Genomic DNA, 16,433 nt, shown 5'->3' with positions numbered 1-16,433 from the left:
GCCAATGCCGGGTTCACCAGCTTGCTGCGGACGTCCCGCGCCATTCGCAGGTGCTCCAGTACGGCCGGCAGGATATCGGAGGCGAAATGCTGGACATCCGGATCCCGGCCGGAGCCGATCTCCCATTCAAGGAGTTGCACAGTCTTCTGATGGTCGACGATCTGGCCGCTGATGTAAGCCAGATCGAATTCGACCAATGCCAGCTTCTGCCGGCAATGGCAGCGGCGAAGGGAGGCCGCTGATAAAGGTGCAGTGTGGGATACCGAATGGATCCGACGAGACACATGTCGTGCCAGGTATAGCGGCTGCGACGCAGGGAGCCATGTCGGAGGGGGCAAGTGTGCGAAGGGATCGTCTTTGTCTGCGGCTACTTTGTACCCGCCAGCCCTGCTGACAGCAAACGAGCGTTCATCGACACGGTTTCGCCTATCGGTGAGATACTGGCGACACCTCCTCTACTCCTCTGCCTCCATAATCTTGTCGAGAACAGCTTCAGGTGCCACGTCGCGCTTCAGTTCCTTCAATTCATCGTCCGCTTCCGTGGCAACATTCATGCGCTTGGCAATCTCCTCGACCATCTTGATGAGCTTGGTCGTCTCGTGTTCGTTGAGCAGGCTGACCTGAAGATCGAGGTCTGCTCTCGCATCGTCCTCAGCGGCCATCCGGTTCTGGTTGATGAGCACGAAGGTGGACAAAAAGATCGCCTCCACGGATGCAATCATCGCCAGGATAACCAAGGATGGGTCCCAAGGCTGAACAAAGCCGACGGGCTTGATATTGAGGACGATCCAGCCCCCAAAGAAAACAAGATGGATATAGACGAACATCATGCTGCCTGCGAACTGGCTAATTGCTCCCGCGGCGCGTTGCTCCGCAGTGGCAGCGTTCGCATCGCGCTTCCGTCGTTGAACGATTGCTTCGATGTTGCGGGCCAAGGCAGGAGCGAGGCCGTCCGCGGGTGGTGTGGTTGGGGTGGCGGATCCCATGTCATTGCCTGAGGTGTTTGGGCGCATAGCTCTCTCCGTGTCTCCACCTGACCCACTTAACTGGTCGGTTGGCGTTTCGATCCATGCAGCCTCAGGAGCGCTGACGGACCTTCATCACGAATGGCTCACCCAATGAGACATACCTATCAGAGGTGTTCGGTAAGCGAGACGGTCAACGCCGCAAATGGGCCTGGCGACTTGCCGGTCGAAGGCCGCGATAGGATACGCGGATGAGGAGTCGCTAGCGAAACGGGAGGTTCTGATGGTAGTGGAGGCTGATGCAGTTGTGCAATCCGAAACGACATGGAGCGCTTCAGGACACTCTCCGACCAGACAAGGATCGCCTGCCGAGAGCGTCGCCAGATCGATGGATTTCAGCCCGGGGAGCGCTTTAAAGCGGGCGAAGTTCGAACCGTATAACTGCCTCTGCTATTGGTCGCTCCTCGTCGCGTATGATGAAAGCGAGTTCGCACTCATTGCCGTCATGGGGGAGTGTCTCTCTCGCTATTTCGGTCAAAGCCTTTACAGCTTCATCTGTAGCGGTCTCCGTATCGGGAAGTTCGCTCCCCTCGTTGTCTTCAGTAACGTTTCCATTTTCAGTAAGATCAAAAAAGAAGCGTGCCATGTTCGTGTATCCGTTCGGGGCCTTTCTGTCCGAACCTTGGCGATTTCAGAAGGTTCCAAGCTGGATTTTGTTGTGAGGCAGGATTTTTTTATCGCGTACGATCGCAATCGAGTTTCTGGTCCAAATCGTGCGTTGGCCTGACGTTCAGTCCGCGGTGGCATGAGCGCCTCATTTCCTTGGAGCATGTGTCGTTGGATCAGGCCCACTCAACCCAGGCACAGTCGCCGGCGGCAATCCAAGTCAGGCGGGCGGAACATAACGATCTGGCTGACGTTTGTGCCGAGGATCGGCCCGACAGGAGGACTGCATGGCAGCCCCACGAGCAGTTTGGAAAGGGATTTTAAAAGTCGGGTCCGTGTCGTGCGGAGTGAAGCTTGTGGGTGCAACCAGCGAGGCATCGAAAATCCACTTCAAGATTTTGAATCGGAAAGATGGATTGCCTGTCAAGGCTGCCTATGTTGACGAAGAGACGGGCGATGTCGTCGATAGCGAAAACCAAGTCAAAGGCTACGAGGCAGACGCGGGCGATTTCATCAAGGTCGAACCGGACGAGATCAAAAAGCTAAAGATGACGTCTGAGCACACGCTTGAGGTCGACGAGTTTGTCGCCATCAAGGATATCGACACGCGCTACCTGGAAAAGCCTTATTACCTGATCCCTGCCGACGGTGCTTCCACCGAGGCCTTCTCCGTGCTGCGCGAAGCGATGGCCAAGGGTGTGGCGGCGCGGTCCTGCGTGGTGCTGTACCAACGCGGGCGCGAAGTCGTGATACAGCCCTATGGCAAGGGAATGCTGCTTACCGAGTTGCGGACCCATGACGAGATGATCTCGGAAGAGACTATATTCAAAGACCCGAAAAGCTTTCTTCGAATTATGACAAAACGACTCTGTGCCTGGATCAGAAAAGATCGATTGGCCGCCCGGGCTCGGGGCTACCGCCCGAGTCATTCGCGCGGTGCAGGAGCATAGTAAGCAGCTTCTTCAGGTGAGAGCGATCCGGCTGCCGCGATGCTGTCCACCATCTCGAGCACAAGGTGCGGCGCAGCATGATGAACCATGTGACCGGCACCCGCGACGATGCGCATCATCGAGCCCGGTAGGACCGCGTGCAAATGTTGGGAATGATAGTTGGTGTCGAGCAGGCTGTCCGCGTCCCCGGCCATGATACCTATCGGCGCGTTTGTCCTCCCTGCGGTCTTGGGAGCCAACGCGGCAACGGGGATCAGCAGACCAGATTCCGCGGCAGTCGTTCGCAAGTGCGACGGTGCGCTGACCAGATCTCGCAAAGCATTTGAAAACTCTGGCGGGACAGGTTGCGGCCCAAACAGGCGGCGCATCAAAACGGGCCAGATCAGCCTGACGACAGGCGGCAGGATGGTGTGGCAAATGATGGTTCCCACGATTGGCAGTGCCGGCAGGGCGGCAAGCATGGCATCGAACCTTGCGGAGGGGAAATGATAGCCGGAGAGGAGAACCGCGCCACCAATCTCGTCCGGATACCGGGCCGCCCACTGGAGGGCGATCGATGCCCCCCAAGAACGATGGGATTGTCTGCCCCGATCCTCTGCGTGGCGCTCTGGAGCAGATCTGCCTGGGCCGCGGCGGTCCATAGGCGACCGCGCGGCCGAGTACTTCCGCCAAACCCGGGGCGGTCGAATACAATAACGCGATAACGCTTGGCTGCTTTGTCGACTAGACCGCTGGTTTGGAAGTCCTCAGCGGCGGAACCGTTCCCATGCAGGAGAACCAGGTCCCTGCCGCTTCCAGCCTCGACATATCGAAGGCGGACACCGTCGACCTCTATGGTCCTTCCTTTCGCGCGGACGGAAAGCGCTTGCTTGGTCGCTGCTCGATTGTTCAACGCTAGCAAGGCCACCGCCGCAACCAGGCCGCCGACCCAGACGCGTGATGATCGTTTCAGTGAGAATTGAAACCGGAAAGACAAGCTGCCGTGCTCCTTGCGTAGGTTGCGGCGACTGGCGAATCGCCGCTGGGACGTCGCACCCAAAAGGCTCACCGTTTTCGCCATCCGAACTGAGACGCCACAAGGTTGTTCCGGCGCCTGATCGCCTGACCTTCGAACGAGGCTACGGGCTTAGCTCGGCCTAGGGCTCCTCGAGATTGAGCCCGCGGAAGGTCGAATGACAGCCGGGGGAGGCGTTAGTCTTGCCAGCCGTTTCCACAGACTGGATAGCCAAAAGAGCACCGGTGACGAGTAACCCTTGGGCTCCAAACATGGCGACGTGCTCGCGTTCAACTCGCACGATCAACCCACGCAGGGGGTCTTTAAATCTAAGGGAGCTAAAAAAGTTTTGGCTGATGGAACATCGCGCGGTTCAGCGTGTTTGCTTTCGACGAAAATGGAGAAATCAGGCCGTGAACAGCGTCATTTATCTCATAGGTCTCGTTGTCGTCGTGCTGGCAATTCTCTCCTTCCTCGGTTTTCACTAGGAGCCATTATGCAACGCGAAGGCGATCCAGGACGTCCAGCATCCGATTTCGATACGGCAAAGAGCGAGCTCTCCGACCGGCTCCAGGAAGAAACCCAAAATGCCACCCGGTTGATTCACGACGCCAGTGACGAAGTCGTCAGCAAAGCTGGCGAGTACGCGTCGGAAGCGCAGGAGGCTTTGTCAGGGAAGGCGCAGGAAACGCAGCGCGACATGAGCGCGAGCTTAGCCGCTTTTGGGGGCGCGTTGCGGGCAGCAAGTGAGCATCTGGCCAACAGCGATCAAGCCACCGTTTCGAAGTTCGTGCTTACTGCCGCTGGCGGGCTGGAGCGCCTCTCGTCCTCTTTGCGGGACAAACCAGTCGAACAAGTCTTAGGCGAGGTCAGGTCCTTCGGGCGCGAAAACTCTGGAGTGCTTATCGCCGGGTCGGTTTTCGCCGGTTTGGCTCTGGGACGCTTCATCAAAAGCTCGCAACCCGCTGATTCGAGCGAAGCGGACGGTCGGCTGAAAAGCAGTGGCGCCCCAAAGACTGTAACGCGCCCGAAGACCACAGGCAGCTCTCCACGGGACGACCTCACGTCATAACGAATGCAGCCACTTTCTTGGCCGAGCACGGAGCATGACCGATGAACAACGATCAGGACGGCCGCAGTCTCGCGAGCCTTGTGAGCGACCTTACACAGCAAGTGACGACCCTGCTACAGACCGAAACAAGGCTTCTGCGGGCCGAAATATCCGAAAACGTCAGCAAAGCCGGGCACGGCGTGGTCGAAGTCGTAGGCGGTGCCGTGTGCTTGCTGGCATCGCTGGTGGTACTGCTCCAAGCGCTCGTGATCGCTTTGGCTAAGGCGGGTCTGGGGGCCGGGTGGGCCTCGCTGCTCGTCGGTGTCGTCGTGGCGATCCTGGGGGTGATTCTCCTTCGCACGGGAATGGCCGGCATTGCGCCTTCCGGATTGGCTCCTGACCGCACACAAGAACAACTCAACAGCGATGCGCGTGTGATCAAAGGACAAATGAGATGAGCGAGAAATCGGCAGCCGAACTCGAACGCGAAGCCGAGATTGCCCGCGCAGCGGTCGTCGATACCGCCGAATCCATCCGCAGCAAAATGACACCCGGTCAGTTGATCGACGAATTCACCGGGTTGTTTTCTGGCGGCGCAGGGACCGCCGCCCTCAGCAGATTCCAGACCCAAGTCAGCGACAACCCTTTGGCCCTGATGCTGGTTGGGACCGGCCTGGCTTGGCTGATGCTTGGCAGCGGTGCTTCGGCGGGTGGCTCTCCTGCAACCCAGGCTGTCAACAATCAGGCCGACACGGATGGGGGGACGTTCGGGGTCAGCGATGTGACGGGGGCTGCGGAAGGGCCGAGTTCCGGACAAGAGATCCCCAATGGTGGACCATCGGCGGTCGCAGAGATGCTCTCGGATGCCGGCGCGACCGCTGGCTCGATTGCGAGCAATGCAAGCGAAGCGGCCGCAACTGCGGCTGGCGAGACCAAGGATAAGGTTGTAAACACCGTGGGGCAGCTTGGCTCCAGTGCGAGTGATATGGCTGTGCAGGCGAGTCGAACCGCGCAGGAACTATTTGAGCGCGAACCACTGGCACTTGCCGTCCTCGGCCTGGCGGCGGGTACGGCTATAGGCGTGCTTCTGCCTCGCACAACCATGGAAGACGAGCAACTCGGCGGCTACCGCGACAAACTACTTGGCAGCGCCAACAGTGCTTTAGAGGACGGCGTGGAGCAAGCGAAAGAGATCGCTGCCGAAGCTTACGAGACAGTCAAGAGCGAGGCGGACCGGCAGGGCTCGAGCGGCACCGCCGACACGTTAGCCGGTAAGGTCGGTGAGGTCGTCAAGGCCACCGCAAAAACTACCGAAAAGGCGGTTCGAGATCGACTTCCCGAATCGGATCAGTCCTCCACGGCCAAGCCCTAAGCCATCTGCAGGGTGCCAGGGCAGCGGTCAAATTGAACTTAGAGACACCCGTCGTGAACAAAACCGCGCGCCGACGGTTTGATTGCATGGAAACTGAGACACTGGTCGGCTATCTCGCGGCACTATGTTCGATGGTGAGCTTTACGCCGCAAGCCTGGAAGATCATAAAGACGCGAGACACGGGCAGTATCTCCGCGCCTATGTATGCGATTACGGCAGCAGGGTTCGCCCTCTGGCTCATCTTCGGGTCCATGAAAGGCGAGTGGCCGATCATCATCACAAACGCCGCCTGTCTCGTTCTCTCGGCATTCATTCTTCTGATGACGCTCCTTCCTCGCGCGAAGAAGGACGCGGTCGCGGACGTGCTGGATCCCGCTGCCTCAAGGACTGAGCGATGATCTTCGTTTGGTTGCGTTCTGAGGTTTACGAGGCGCTCAGCGGTGGCAGCCAGGAATGACGCGCTCATGTCGGGAGTTCTCTTGTGGTTTCAGACGATGAAATCCGTCCTGGCGAATCATACGACTGCCTGGTCATCGGCGGCGGACCGGCCGGCCTGACCGCCGCGACCTACCTGGGGCGTTTTCGGCGCCGGATCGTCCTTGTGGATGCCGGCCAAAGCCGCGCAAAGTGGATACCGGTAACCCACAACTGTCCCGGGTTTCCTGACGGTATTGCCGGTGTTGAGCTGCTTGATCGTCTGCGGCAGCAGGCACTGCTGAGCGGAGTCGATCTCGTGGACGATACGATCCACGACATTAAGCGGGGTGGGACCGATTTCATCGCCACGGCATCGGTTCCCATTCGGGCTCGCGCGGTGCTCATGGCCACCGGTATTGTCGATACGCTTCCAGACACGCCCGACGCCGCCGATATGATCAAGGCCGGCACGTTGCGGCTGTGTCCGATCTGTGACGCCTACGAGGTCATCGACGGACGGGTTGCGGTGATGGGCCCGGCAGATCACGCAATGAAGATGGCGTTGTTTATGCGAAGCTACACAAGTGACGTCACCATGTTGGTCGAGACGACAACTCGATTCGACCCCGCCGCCGACGCCTTGCTCAAAAAGGCTGGAATCAAGGTGCACGCGTGCCTCCCGGGCTCGATCCGCTCTGCCGGCCATCAGGCGACCATCAGGCTCGTTGCCGGAAACACGCTGTCTTTCGATACCATCTATCCCGCATTGGGCTGCACGATGCGATCGAAGCTGGCCACCAACCTCGGCGCGGAATGTGACGAAATCGGCAATCTTGTCGTGGATTCGCGCCAGCGAACCGCAATTGCGGGCCTCTACGCCGCAGGCGATGTGGTTGACGAAATCAACCAGGTCGCGGTCGCCTTCGGACACGCGGCGATCGCCGCAACCGATATGCACAGCTATCTTGCGCAAAACGAGTGAACAGGTCCGCCCTCGTTCAGTCGTTCAGTCGTTCAGTCGTACAGGATGGCGCGTGGCGCAGCCCTCGCGGGGATATTCGTCGCTTCCCCGGCATCCTGGTGCCCCCCATTGGCGCCGTAAGAGCCTCAATGCGGCATTGGCGAGACAACACCTATTGTGTGCGCATTCAGGCACTGCCGTCGATGCCGCTTATTCGCAACCGACGGGGTGCCGGCGTCTGCTGGGGAAAAACGGCGGAACAAACAAGGAGCCGCCTCGTTTGAACGGGGTGCCGCCCGGCGCGCTTTCAAGCAGGAGATGAGGATGGCAACCAAGAAAGCTTCGCAGACAAAGGGACTTGAGGATCTCTTCCACGACGGCTTGAAGGATATCTACTACGCCGAGCGCAAAATCCTTCCGCCTTGAAGAAGATGGCGAAGGGAGCTGAATCCGAAAAGGTGATTGCTGCCTTTGAGAAGCATCGAGGTGAGACGGAAGGCCAGATCGAGCGCCTGCAGCAGGTGTTCGAGATCTTCGGCAAGCGGGCACAGGGAAAGACCTGCCCGGCAATCGACGGCATCATAGAAGAAGGGCAGGAGATCCTGGAGGACTTTCAACAGGCTCCAGCCCTGGATGCCGGGCTCGTGGCCGCCGCGCAAGCCGTCGAGCATTATGAGATCGATCGCCCGATATGGAACGCTGATCACCTGGGCCGGTTTGCTTGGGCTGAAAAAGGCCGTTCCGCTGCTTGAACAGTCGCTCAAGGAGGAGAAGGCGACCGATGAAGCACTGACGCAACTCGGGGAGGCCGGTGTGAACGAGAGAGCGATGCAAAAGGCGGCCTAGATATCCGCACTGGATCACGCCGAGGAGGTCCGTCATGGATGTCCGGCAACCCATGCCGCTTGACCAAGCATCGGTCGCGCCTATGTCCGCGGAACCGGCGTCGAGCAAAAGACAGCTCCTGTTCGAACGTCGCACCAAAGCTGTTGAGATCGATGAGATCGACCCAGGCGACGGCCGGGTGATCAACCATGATGGCGAGCAACTCGCTATCAGCGAGGCGGCAGACGGTTCGAGTGCCGGCTGCATCGACGGTTGGAACCCGGTCGACCGGATATGGTACTGGTCCTGCCACAGATGGGGATTCGACGAACAAGGCGTGCTGCCGGCAAACAGGCCGCCGGCGGCTCGAGCGACGCCGCAGGCCGGGCTCACGGGATGAAGATCCTCGTCACCGGCGCTACAGGTTTGATAGGCGCCTCACTATGCGCGCGCCTGGAGGCGGAGGGACACGAAGTACGGCGCGTGCTCCGCCGCTCCCGACCTGCCGGCTCTTCGAAAAGTTCGGACGTCATTTTGGACATGACGGAGGCGGTCCGACCGGAGGACTGGAGTTCGCCTCTTTCAGGCGTCGATGCCGTCGTCAACTGCGCCGGCGTTCTGCAGGACAACGCGCGGGAAAAGGTTCAGGAGGTCCATGCCATCGCCGCTTCCGCTCTCTTCAGGACCTGCGAACGGGCCGGCATCAAGACGGTCATCCATTTCTCGGCGATCGGTGTCGACCGCGATCAGCTGTCCGCCTTCTCCGCCAGCAAGCTGGCCGGCGACAAGGTATTGATGGCGCTCGATGTCGGCTGGGTGATCCTGCGTCCCTCGGTGGCGCGGCGCGGCGTCTTTGGCGCAAGCGCATTGTTGCGTGGGCTAGCCGCGCTGCCATTGTTGCCGGCCATGCCCAATACCGGTCGCCTGCAAGTCGTTCAGCTCGATGACATTGTCTCCACCGTTCTTTTCTTCCTCCTGCCCACGAGTCCTTCTCGCTTGACGCTGGAGCTTGCGGGGCCGGAGGCGCTCACCATGACAGAGCTCGTCAGTCGTTACCGCCAGTGGTTTGGATGGAAGAAGGCAGCCATATTCACCTTGCCCGGCTGGGTGGCGAGAGGCCTCTATCGTCTGGGCGATCTGGCTGGATGGCTCGGCTGGCGACCGCCGATCCGCAGCAATGCGCAAAAAAGAAATCACGCGAGGCGCTGTCGGTGATCCGCAGCCCTGGATTGTGACGACAGGCATTCACCCGGCAAGCCTCGCATCAGCACTTGCGGCCGATCCGGCAACGGTCCAGGAGCGATGGTTTGCCGGGCTCTATCTCATCAAGCCCGCGATCTTCGTTGTGCTGCCATTCTTCTGGATCATGACCGGCATCATCTCGCTCACGACAGGCTGGCGTAATGGCGTCGAACTGCTGATCGGCACTGCGGTGGCGCCCCACGCCGAGGCCGCGGTCGTGGCCGGTGCAATCGCCGACGCGGCTGTCGGCGCTCTGATCGCGTTCCGGCCGACAAGCCGCCCGGGTCTTTGGGGTGCGATCGCGATCTCGCTGTCCTACGCCATCGCCGGCACCATCCTGCGCCCGGATCTCTGGAACGAGCCACTCGGCCCGCTGATGAAAATCCTGCCGATCCTCGCCTTGCACTTCGTTGCGCTGGCGATCTTGGACGAGCGCTGATGCTTTATTTCGTGGTCAAATATCTGCACGTCATCGGCGCAGCCGTGCTGCTTGGGACAGGGGCGGGGATTGCCTTCTTCATGCTTCTCGCTCACCGGACCGGCAATGCCGCAACAATCGCGGCAGTTGCCCACATCGTGGTTGTCGCTGATTTCCTCTTTACCGCGACTGCCGTCGTCGCGCAGCCGATCACCGGCGTGGCCCTCGCCTGGCAGGCTGGCTATTCATTGAGGGAAGGATGGATCGTGCTGTCGATTGTGCTCTATGTCGTGACCGGCCTGTTCTGGCTGCCGGTCGTTTGGATGCAGATGGAGATGCGCAATCTGGCGACGCGCGCCGCCACATCTGGCGACCCGCCGCCGGAGCGGTACAACAAGCTGTTTCGGTTGTGGTTTGTCTTCGGTTTTCCTGCCTTCGCCGCCGTGCTCGCCATCTTCTGGCTCATGATCACGCGTCCCCTCATCGTTTTGTTCGATTGACGGTGACAAGAGCTTCGCTGGCCACTGATGGGCAGCAGGTCCTTTGGCCAGGTGGTGAGTTCGGGAACCAACACGGCTTCTCACCCTGAACAGAAGGCGCGACGCCATAGGTGCTTTCCGACGATTGGAGGGAGAAAGCGTTGCCATCAGCCTAAGCTGGAGAATGACACTAGCCGCGAGCGCCGTTACCGTCTGACCCCCTGGCGCGACTGGAGCCCCGGGTAGAACCGATCTGTTCGCTCTGTGCTCCGCTGTCCACGCGGGGGGAGCCAAGCATGGGTTCCTCACCCATCGGCTCGCCCGCGACCGTCGTGAACTCTCCGTTGCCGTCAATGGATTTGCCGCTCGACCAACGGCCCTCGGGCGGCGGCACGCCGTCGACGAAACAGTTGACGAAAGCATAGCTGACGTCGCGAAGTTCCTGTTCCTGGGGGAAGGAATTGGGAACCGGCAGTGAAGCCGCGAGCCCGCCCATGTCCTCGATGGCTGCTAACCATTGCTGCTGGTGCATCGTGTCGCGGGCGATCAGGAACGACAGCATCTCCTTCATGCCGGGATCGTCGGTCATATTGTAGAGGCGTGTGGCAAGCACTCTGCCACTGCTTTCCGCCGTGACATTGGCGATCATGTCGGCGGCGAGATTGCCGCTGGCGTAGACGTGTGAAGCATTGAAGGGCACGCCGTTTGAATTTTCCGGCAATGCCGCGAGTCCGGTGGAAAGGATGTGGCGGAAGTTCATGCCGTTCAACACGGAGCCGCCGATCGTATCGGCTGAAATGTCTTCTTGCAAAGACAGCGGCGCCCCTTCCAGATTCAACGCCACGGCCGTCGCGAGCATCTCGATGTGGGCGAGTTCCTCAGTGGCGGTGTTCAGCAGCAGGTCCCGATACTTGCTTGGGCCGCGCGCGCCCCAGGCCTGGAAGAAGTACTGCAGCGCAACTCGTATCTCGCCTTCGACGCCACCGATCGCCTGCTGCAAAGCACGAGCAAAGATCGGGCTGGGCGTTTCCACGCGCACAGGGAATTGCAATTTCTTGTCGGTGTAAAACATCTCATATTATCTCCGTTGATCTCGCCCAACCGACCGCAGAACCAGATGTTCCTTCTGTTCGACAGTATTTATCCTGACCATGTCGAGTTGGACGCGCGTGCGCGAAACGTGTGCAATCCGCTTCGGCAGGGCGCGGTTGTTTGGCGCAAGACCAAGATGAAGCGACCCGCGGGGTGATCGCCTTCACCCCGCCCTCAAGGCGGCCCTGGTGCCCGGTTCGTCCCCCCTCATGGACCCCTCATGGCGTCAAGCAGCTTGGAAAGAAACGCTGCTAACGCTTGTTCAGGCTGAGCCGCCTCTTCGCTCAACATTTCGATGCCCCATCGACCCAGCACCGCCTCCTGGACGACGCTCGGGCTAGGCATGAATACGAACGATCTGGGGCGGTCGGTCTCATAGCCGGACAGCCTCCAGGTCTGCCACAGGCGGTGCAAAAGCAGGCGAATGTTCATATCCGACATGCTGTAGCCGATGAAAAGGATCGTCCGCCCCAATGCATCCGCGCGGAATTTCACATCCAGCGGTGAATCGAAGGACAGCCGGTCGAAATAGTCGGTCTCGGCCAGAATGAGGGAGGAGTCGTCGTCGAAGTCGCCGTGGTATTTGACGATCTGGGTGACCCCGTTGCTGGCTTTGGCGATGTCTTTTGCGTTTGCCACCTTCACGTAGTCGCGGCTATGGACTTCGAAGGCGACCTCGAGGTTGCGATCGTAGTTGGTCGTGTAGATGATCGGGAAGTCCAGTGCCACGATCAGGCGGTGGATCTCCGAACGTCTCACTTTCTCATGCGAGACACTCCAGTTCCGATCCATCCAGCTTCGCAGCGGTCCGATGGTGCCCCGCTTCAACCGGTAGAACTCCGCCAGGGTCTGGTAGCTGACGTCCGACGGCGCGATGATGCCGTCATCGATGCCCAGGTCCTCGACCAGATGATCGATGAGCTTACGCCAGGAGGGCAGGCCGACACTCATTGACACGCCAGCCCCAACGAACAGGATCGCGCGCCGCTCCCTGACGGAACGCGCGAGTTCCTCGATGGGGAAAGCATGGACAAACCTCCGACCGATAATCATCCCAACTACCGGGACGGTCGCCGGTTCCATTCTCGTGCAGGCGGTGACCCGCCGTGGGGTTTGCGACGCGCCGGGGAACAATCATCCGCATGGGGTTCGTAACGGGCGCAGCCGGAACAAAGCATTGTGCTCGCGGTTTAGCTCCGGCGCCGATCGCCAGCGGAGAAATGCATCAATGACAATCAAGGAGCCGGCACACTCGGGTAGGCTAGCCTGGCCGCACACAGCCAAGCGCGGCATGGACGAGCAGGACAGAAGCCAAGCAGAGGCTCGCGCCAGTCGGCATCCTGAAGCCGATCCTGTCGACGAATCGCGTAGCACCGTGAACTGTAACGAGCTACGGGCAAATCGCCAGACCCGCGAGAGAGCATGATGGCCAGGCCGGCCCCCACCGAACGATCCGGCCCGGTCCAGGATGTGGTAGACGATGGTCAACACCGAGCGGTCGGCCGAACCTTCGAAAGCTTCTTCATGGCCGGCTTTGAATGTTCCTCCCACAGGCGGAGCGACGGTGTCCGGCTCGATCTTGTTCGCGCTACCTCGCACAACATCCATGCCTTGGCGGACTACCGGAGCTGTGCCGAGCTCGGGCTTCGAACGATCCGAGACGGGTTGCGCTGGCACCTGATCGAAACGGCGCCGGGCATCTATGACTGGTCGAGTTGGGCGGCCATGATCGAAGCGGCTCGTGCCGTTGGCGTGCAGGTGATCTGGGATGTTTTTCATTACGGGTCGCCCGATCACATCGATCAGGGATCGCAGGAATTCATCGACGCCTACGCCGCTTTTGCCGCGGAGGCCGTGCGGTTCCATCGCTCCTTCACGGGCACCTCTCCGCTGCTTTGTCCAATCAACGAAATCTCGTTCTTTGCCTGGGCCGTCGAAGTCGGCTACTTCCCGCGTGTCGGCCCAAAGAAGCGCGGATGGTTCAAACGGCATCTCGTTAAGGCAGCGGTCGCGGGCATCCGTGCAATGCGACAGGCCGACCCCGACTGTCGATTCGTCTGGGCTGAGCCGCTGATCCATATCGCGCCTCGCGACGGCAGCCGAGCGGAACGGCAACGCGCGCAGAACGCCCGGCGAGGTCAGTTCGAGGCGTATGAGATGCTGATGGGACAGGTCGAGCCTGAACTGGGCGGCAGCCAAGATCTTGTCGACGTGATTGGCCTGAACTTTTATCCTCACAACCAATGGTATCTAAACGGTCCGACCATTCCCATGGGCCACCATGAATATCAGGCGCTGTCCGAGATGTTGCTCGAGGTCGCTCACAGGTTCCGCAAGCCGATGTTCATTGCTGAAACCGGGTCCGAAGGATCCGCCGGGCCAGCATGGCTGCATTATGTCTGCGATGAGGTCCGCGCCGCGATGAAGCTGGGCGTCCCCATCCAAGGCATTTGCATTTATCCCGTGACAGCCTATCCGGGTTGGGACAATTCCCGCCACGCCGAAGTCGGCTTGTTTTCTACCGTGCACGCGGATGGTTCGCGCAGCATCCGGCAGCCAGTTGCGGACGAGCTGGCGCGCCAGCGCCTTCTGTTCGCGTAAGCCCGGCCATCACGCGTGCAGCATGGGCCTGTCGGGTAGAACGGCATCGCGTTCGGCTTCGTCCGGCAAATGGTTACGGCGCGAGCACAGCAAATGTCGGCGCCTCCAACGAAGCCGAGGCCGGCAGGGTCTTCTGTATCCTCGCGAATGTGGCCAAGGCCTGACCCACCACTTGATCCATGTTGTAATAACGGTAGGTCGCTAGCCGTCCAACGAACCAGACGTTTGGGCAGGCGTCCGCCATTGCCTCGTAGCGTTTGTACAGCTCCTCGTTTTCGGCTCTCGGAACAGGATAATAGGGATCGCCTATATCGGTCGGGTATTCGTAGGTGAGGCTGGTTTTCGGATGCCGTTGGCCTGTCAGATGCTTATACTCCGTGACGCGGGTGTAGTTTTCCGTCTGCGGATAGTTCACCACCGCCACTGGCTGGAATTGTTCGCAATCCACTGTCACATGGTCGAACCGCAAGGAACGGTAAGGCAGACGGCCGAGCCTCCAATCAAAATATTCATCAATCGGCCCAGTATAGATCAGCTGCCGAAAGCCGATCTTGTCGCGTATCTCGCCATAGTCGGTCTGCAGCATCACCTTGATTTCAGGCCTGTCCAGCATCCGCTCGAACATCCGCGTATAGCCGCCGGCGGGCATGTTCTGGAACGTATCGCCAAAATAGCGGTCGTCGCGGGTGGTGCGGGTCGGCACCCGTGCCGTTACGGATTTACTCAGTTGGGACGGATCCACGCCCCATTGTTTGCGAGTATAGCCGCGAAAGAATTTTTCGTAGAGTTCCCTGCCCACGGTGCTGACCACCACGTCTTCGGCGGTTCGGACCTCCTCCACCGTTTCTCGTCGCGAAGCGAAAAATTCTTCCAGTTGTTCGGAGGTGAGATCAAGTCCGTAGAGACGATTGATCGTGTCGAGATTGATCGGGATGGGCAGCAGTTTGCCGTCTACCGAAGAGAGGACGCGATGTTCGTAGGGCCGCCACGCCGTGAACTGCGACAGATAGTCGACGATGGATTGCGCGTTGGTGTGGAAGATGTGGGGACCATAGCGATGGATCAGGAGTCCCGCTTCGTCGTAGCAGTCATAGGCGTTGCCGCCGACATGATTTCTGCGGTCTATGAGCAGGACACTTTCGCGGCGTTGCGATGCAATGCGCTCGGCAAGCACGCTGCCGGCAAAGCCGGCTCCGACGATCAGCCAGTCGAACATCGTCAGGCTCTCCTGCGCAGCGGAACGACAGTTTTCATCGCCTGGACACCGTGGATGTGTGAGGTCATGGCATCCCAAGTGCGTTCCCACGACTTGTCGGCGAGATAGGCATCAACTGCCCTCACCTGCAGGTCTCTGGGGCGGGCAAGCATGCAGCGAAGCTTGGTCGCAATGTCGTCGGCGTCGACGATCTCGACGAGACCAGCCGCACCGTAGGTGCGAACGACATCAACGATCGCGGTGGAGATCACGGGCAGTCCGGCCGCAAGAAACTCGGGTGTCTTGGTTGGGCTGATGTATCGCGTTGCCTCGTTGAGCGCGAACGGCATCCAACCGACTGCCCAATGACGAAGATAGCTCGGCAGGTCGGCATAGTTCTTGGGCCCGAGCCAATGCAAATTGTCTGCCCGTGGCAGGGTCGCCGGATCGATCTTGACCACCGGCCCAAGCATGACGAACTGGATGTCGGGCATCGCGGCAGCCGTCTGGCCAACAAGGGCGATGTCGAGCCGTTCGTCGATCACGCCGAAATAGCCAACCCTTGGATGGGGAATGGCTGCCTGGTCGGATGGTTCCTCGCCCCCCTCTCTCGCCATGTTGAAATGAGCAGCGTCGATGCTGCTTGGAAACGCAAAGATCGAACGATGCTGACTGCGCTTTGCCTCATAGAGGCTTTGCCCGCCCGTGAAGACCAGATCGGCACGGCGGAACAGCGCTCTTTCCAGCTGTGCCAGTTCCGCGGGCGCGTCGCGGAAGGCGGACAACTCATCCATGCAATCGTAGACACACACATTGCAGCGCAGATGACTGCTGAAGCGCAGCGCCATTGGCGTGTAATACCACGCAATCAGCCGGTCATGAGGAACGGGTGCGACGAGTTCATTGACGAAGCTTCGCTGGATGGCGTCCACCTTTGTCGCGGATGTTCCAAGCGGGACGACCGGCGTGACAACCCTGATTGCCGGAGCTACGTCGTTCACGCGCATGAAGGGACCGCGGACATCTTCGAAGGCTGGTTCTTCGAAGTAAATTACCTGTTGCTGCCGGGCGGCGAGGGTCAGGAGGTGCTGTGGCCTTTGAAATACAAAATTCCATCGGAGATGTGAAAAGCAGATAACTACTGCATTGTACGCAATAGACGTGATTTTTTTTGTTTTTGCCGGCGCGATTTCCATATATTTTCC

Annotated in this window: 16 protein-coding genes and 3 pseudogenes; 11 read left to right on the top strand and 8 right to left on the bottom strand. The window is 59.8% G+C overall.

Going from position 1 to position 16,433, the window contains the following annotated elements; all coding sequences use genetic code 11:
* From FJ986_RS30965 to FJ986_RS20945, 3 genes are all read right to left on the bottom strand, one after another.
* The coding region (locus FJ986_RS30965) for a DUF4142 domain-containing protein (RefSeq protein WP_246681812.1) at window positions 1-197 on the bottom strand (197 nt) is incomplete at its 3' end.
* A 258-nt stretch (window positions 198-455) separates the two neighbouring features.
* The gene (locus FJ986_RS20950) at window positions 456-1,013 is read right to left on the bottom strand and encodes a DUF1003 domain-containing protein (RefSeq protein WP_140499474.1); all 558 of its coding nucleotides are present in this window, start codon (window positions 1,011-1,013) and stop codon (window positions 456-458) included.
* A gap of 364 nt (window positions 1,014-1,377) precedes the next feature.
* Window positions 1,378-1,611 carry a hypothetical protein gene (locus FJ986_RS20945; RefSeq protein WP_140499472.1) on the bottom strand — a complete coding sequence of 78 codons (234 nt, stop codon included), beginning with the start codon at window positions 1,609-1,611 and terminating at the stop codon, window positions 1,378-1,380.
* Between the two features lie 307 nt (window positions 1,612-1,918).
* Between FJ986_RS20945 and FJ986_RS20940 the strand changes: the two genes are divergently transcribed.
* The gene (locus tag FJ986_RS20940) at window positions 1,919-2,581 is read left to right on the top strand and encodes a Ku protein (RefSeq protein ID WP_140525819.1); all 663 of its coding nucleotides are present in this window, start codon (window positions 1,919-1,921) and stop codon (window positions 2,579-2,581) included.
* Here FJ986_RS20940 and FJ986_RS30960 read toward each other — a convergent pair.
* Window positions 2,557-3,641 (bottom strand): annotated as a pseudogene (locus FJ986_RS30960) (alpha/beta fold hydrolase). The gene FJ986_RS20940 and the pseudogene FJ986_RS30960 sit on opposite strands and share 25 nt — an antisense overlap.
* A gap of 193 nt (window positions 3,642-3,834) precedes the next feature.
* Here FJ986_RS30960 and FJ986_RS20920 point away from each other — a divergent pair.
* The 9 genes and pseudogenes from FJ986_RS20920 (at window position 3,835) to FJ986_RS20880 (ending at window position 10,361) form a co-directional block, all read left to right on the top strand.
* The gene (locus FJ986_RS20920; protein ID WP_181167750.1) at window positions 3,835-4,647 is read left to right on the top strand and encodes a hypothetical protein; all 813 of its coding nucleotides are present in this window, start codon (window positions 3,835-3,837) and stop codon (window positions 4,645-4,647) included.
* Window positions 4,648-4,688: 41 nt separating this feature from the next.
* Entirely contained in the window at window positions 4,689-5,084 is a 396-nt protein-coding gene (locus tag FJ986_RS20915) for a phage holin family protein (RefSeq protein WP_140525824.1), read from the top strand.
* A complete protein-coding gene (locus FJ986_RS20910) occupies window positions 5,081-5,998 on the top strand; it encodes a hypothetical protein (RefSeq protein ID WP_140525825.1) in 918 nt (305 codons plus the stop codon). Before FJ986_RS20915 ends, FJ986_RS20910 begins: the two co-directional genes overlap by 4 nt.
* A gap of 53 nt (window positions 5,999-6,051) precedes the next feature.
* Entirely contained in the window at window positions 6,052-6,396 is a 345-nt protein-coding gene (locus tag FJ986_RS20905; RefSeq protein WP_224656178.1) for a SemiSWEET transporter, read from the top strand.
* Window positions 6,397-6,479: 83 nt separating this feature from the next.
* Entirely contained in the window at window positions 6,480-7,397 is a 918-nt protein-coding gene (locus FJ986_RS20900; RefSeq protein ID WP_140525826.1) for an NAD(P)/FAD-dependent oxidoreductase, read from the top strand.
* A gap of 303 nt (window positions 7,398-7,700) precedes the next feature.
* Window positions 7,701-8,222 (top strand): annotated as a pseudogene (locus FJ986_RS20895) (ferritin-like domain-containing protein).
* 82 nt (window positions 8,223-8,304) lie between these two features.
* A complete protein-coding gene (locus FJ986_RS20890) occupies window positions 8,305-8,601 on the top strand; it encodes a hypothetical protein (RefSeq protein WP_140525827.1) in 297 nt (98 codons plus the stop codon).
* Window positions 8,598-9,882 (top strand): annotated as a pseudogene (locus FJ986_RS20885) (SDR family oxidoreductase). Before FJ986_RS20890 ends, FJ986_RS20885 begins: the two are co-directional and overlap by 4 nt.
* Window positions 9,882-10,361 carry a DUF2269 family protein gene (locus FJ986_RS20880; protein WP_140501403.1) on the top strand — a complete coding sequence of 160 codons (480 nt, stop codon included), beginning with the start codon at window positions 9,882-9,884 and terminating at the stop codon, window positions 10,359-10,361. Before FJ986_RS20885 ends, FJ986_RS20880 begins: the two are co-directional and overlap by 1 nt.
* A 169-nt stretch (window positions 10,362-10,530) precedes the next feature.
* Here the strand turns inward: FJ986_RS20880 and FJ986_RS20875 are convergent, their stop codons facing one another.
* Window positions 10,531-11,412 (bottom strand): manganese catalase family protein, encoded by an 882-nt coding sequence (locus tag FJ986_RS20875; RefSeq protein WP_140525828.1) that lies wholly within the window; start codon window positions 11,410-11,412, stop codon window positions 10,531-10,533.
* A gap of 227 nt (window positions 11,413-11,639) precedes the next feature.
* Window positions 11,640-12,485, bottom strand: a complete 846-nt coding sequence (locus FJ986_RS20870) for an SIR2 family protein (RefSeq protein WP_140525835.1) — start codon at window positions 12,483-12,485, stop codon at window positions 11,640-11,642.
* Between the two features lie 372 nt (window positions 12,486-12,857).
* Between FJ986_RS20870 and FJ986_RS20865 the strand changes: the two genes are divergently transcribed.
* A complete protein-coding gene (locus tag FJ986_RS20865; RefSeq protein ID WP_224656177.1) occupies window positions 12,858-14,033 on the top strand; it encodes a beta-glucosidase in 1,176 nt (391 codons plus the stop codon).
* Window positions 14,034-14,106: 73 nt separating this feature from the next.
* Here FJ986_RS20865 and glf read toward each other — a convergent pair whose 3' ends face one another.
* Together glf and FJ986_RS20855 are read right to left on the bottom strand one after the other, a co-directional pair.
* Window positions 14,107-15,249: a UDP-galactopyranose mutase gene (glf, locus tag FJ986_RS20860; protein WP_140501399.1), complete on the bottom strand. Its 1,143-nt coding sequence runs from the start codon at window positions 15,247-15,249 to the stop codon at window positions 14,107-14,109.
* Window positions 15,250-15,251: 2 nt separating this feature from the next.
* On the bottom strand, window positions 15,252-16,424 hold the full coding sequence (locus FJ986_RS20855; protein ID WP_140525829.1) for a glycosyltransferase: 1,173 nt from the start codon (window positions 16,422-16,424) through the stop codon (window positions 15,252-15,254).
* Window positions 16,425-16,433 lie beyond the last annotated feature (9 nt).

Source organism: Mesorhizobium sp. B1-1-1 (assembly GCF_006442955.1).
In the GTDB taxonomy this organism is placed as follows: Bacteria; Pseudomonadota; Alphaproteobacteria; order Rhizobiales; family Rhizobiaceae; genus Mesorhizobium.
The sequence above is the reverse complement of the archived record's forward strand: the minus strand, read 5'-3'. Positions and strand labels throughout refer to the sequence as shown.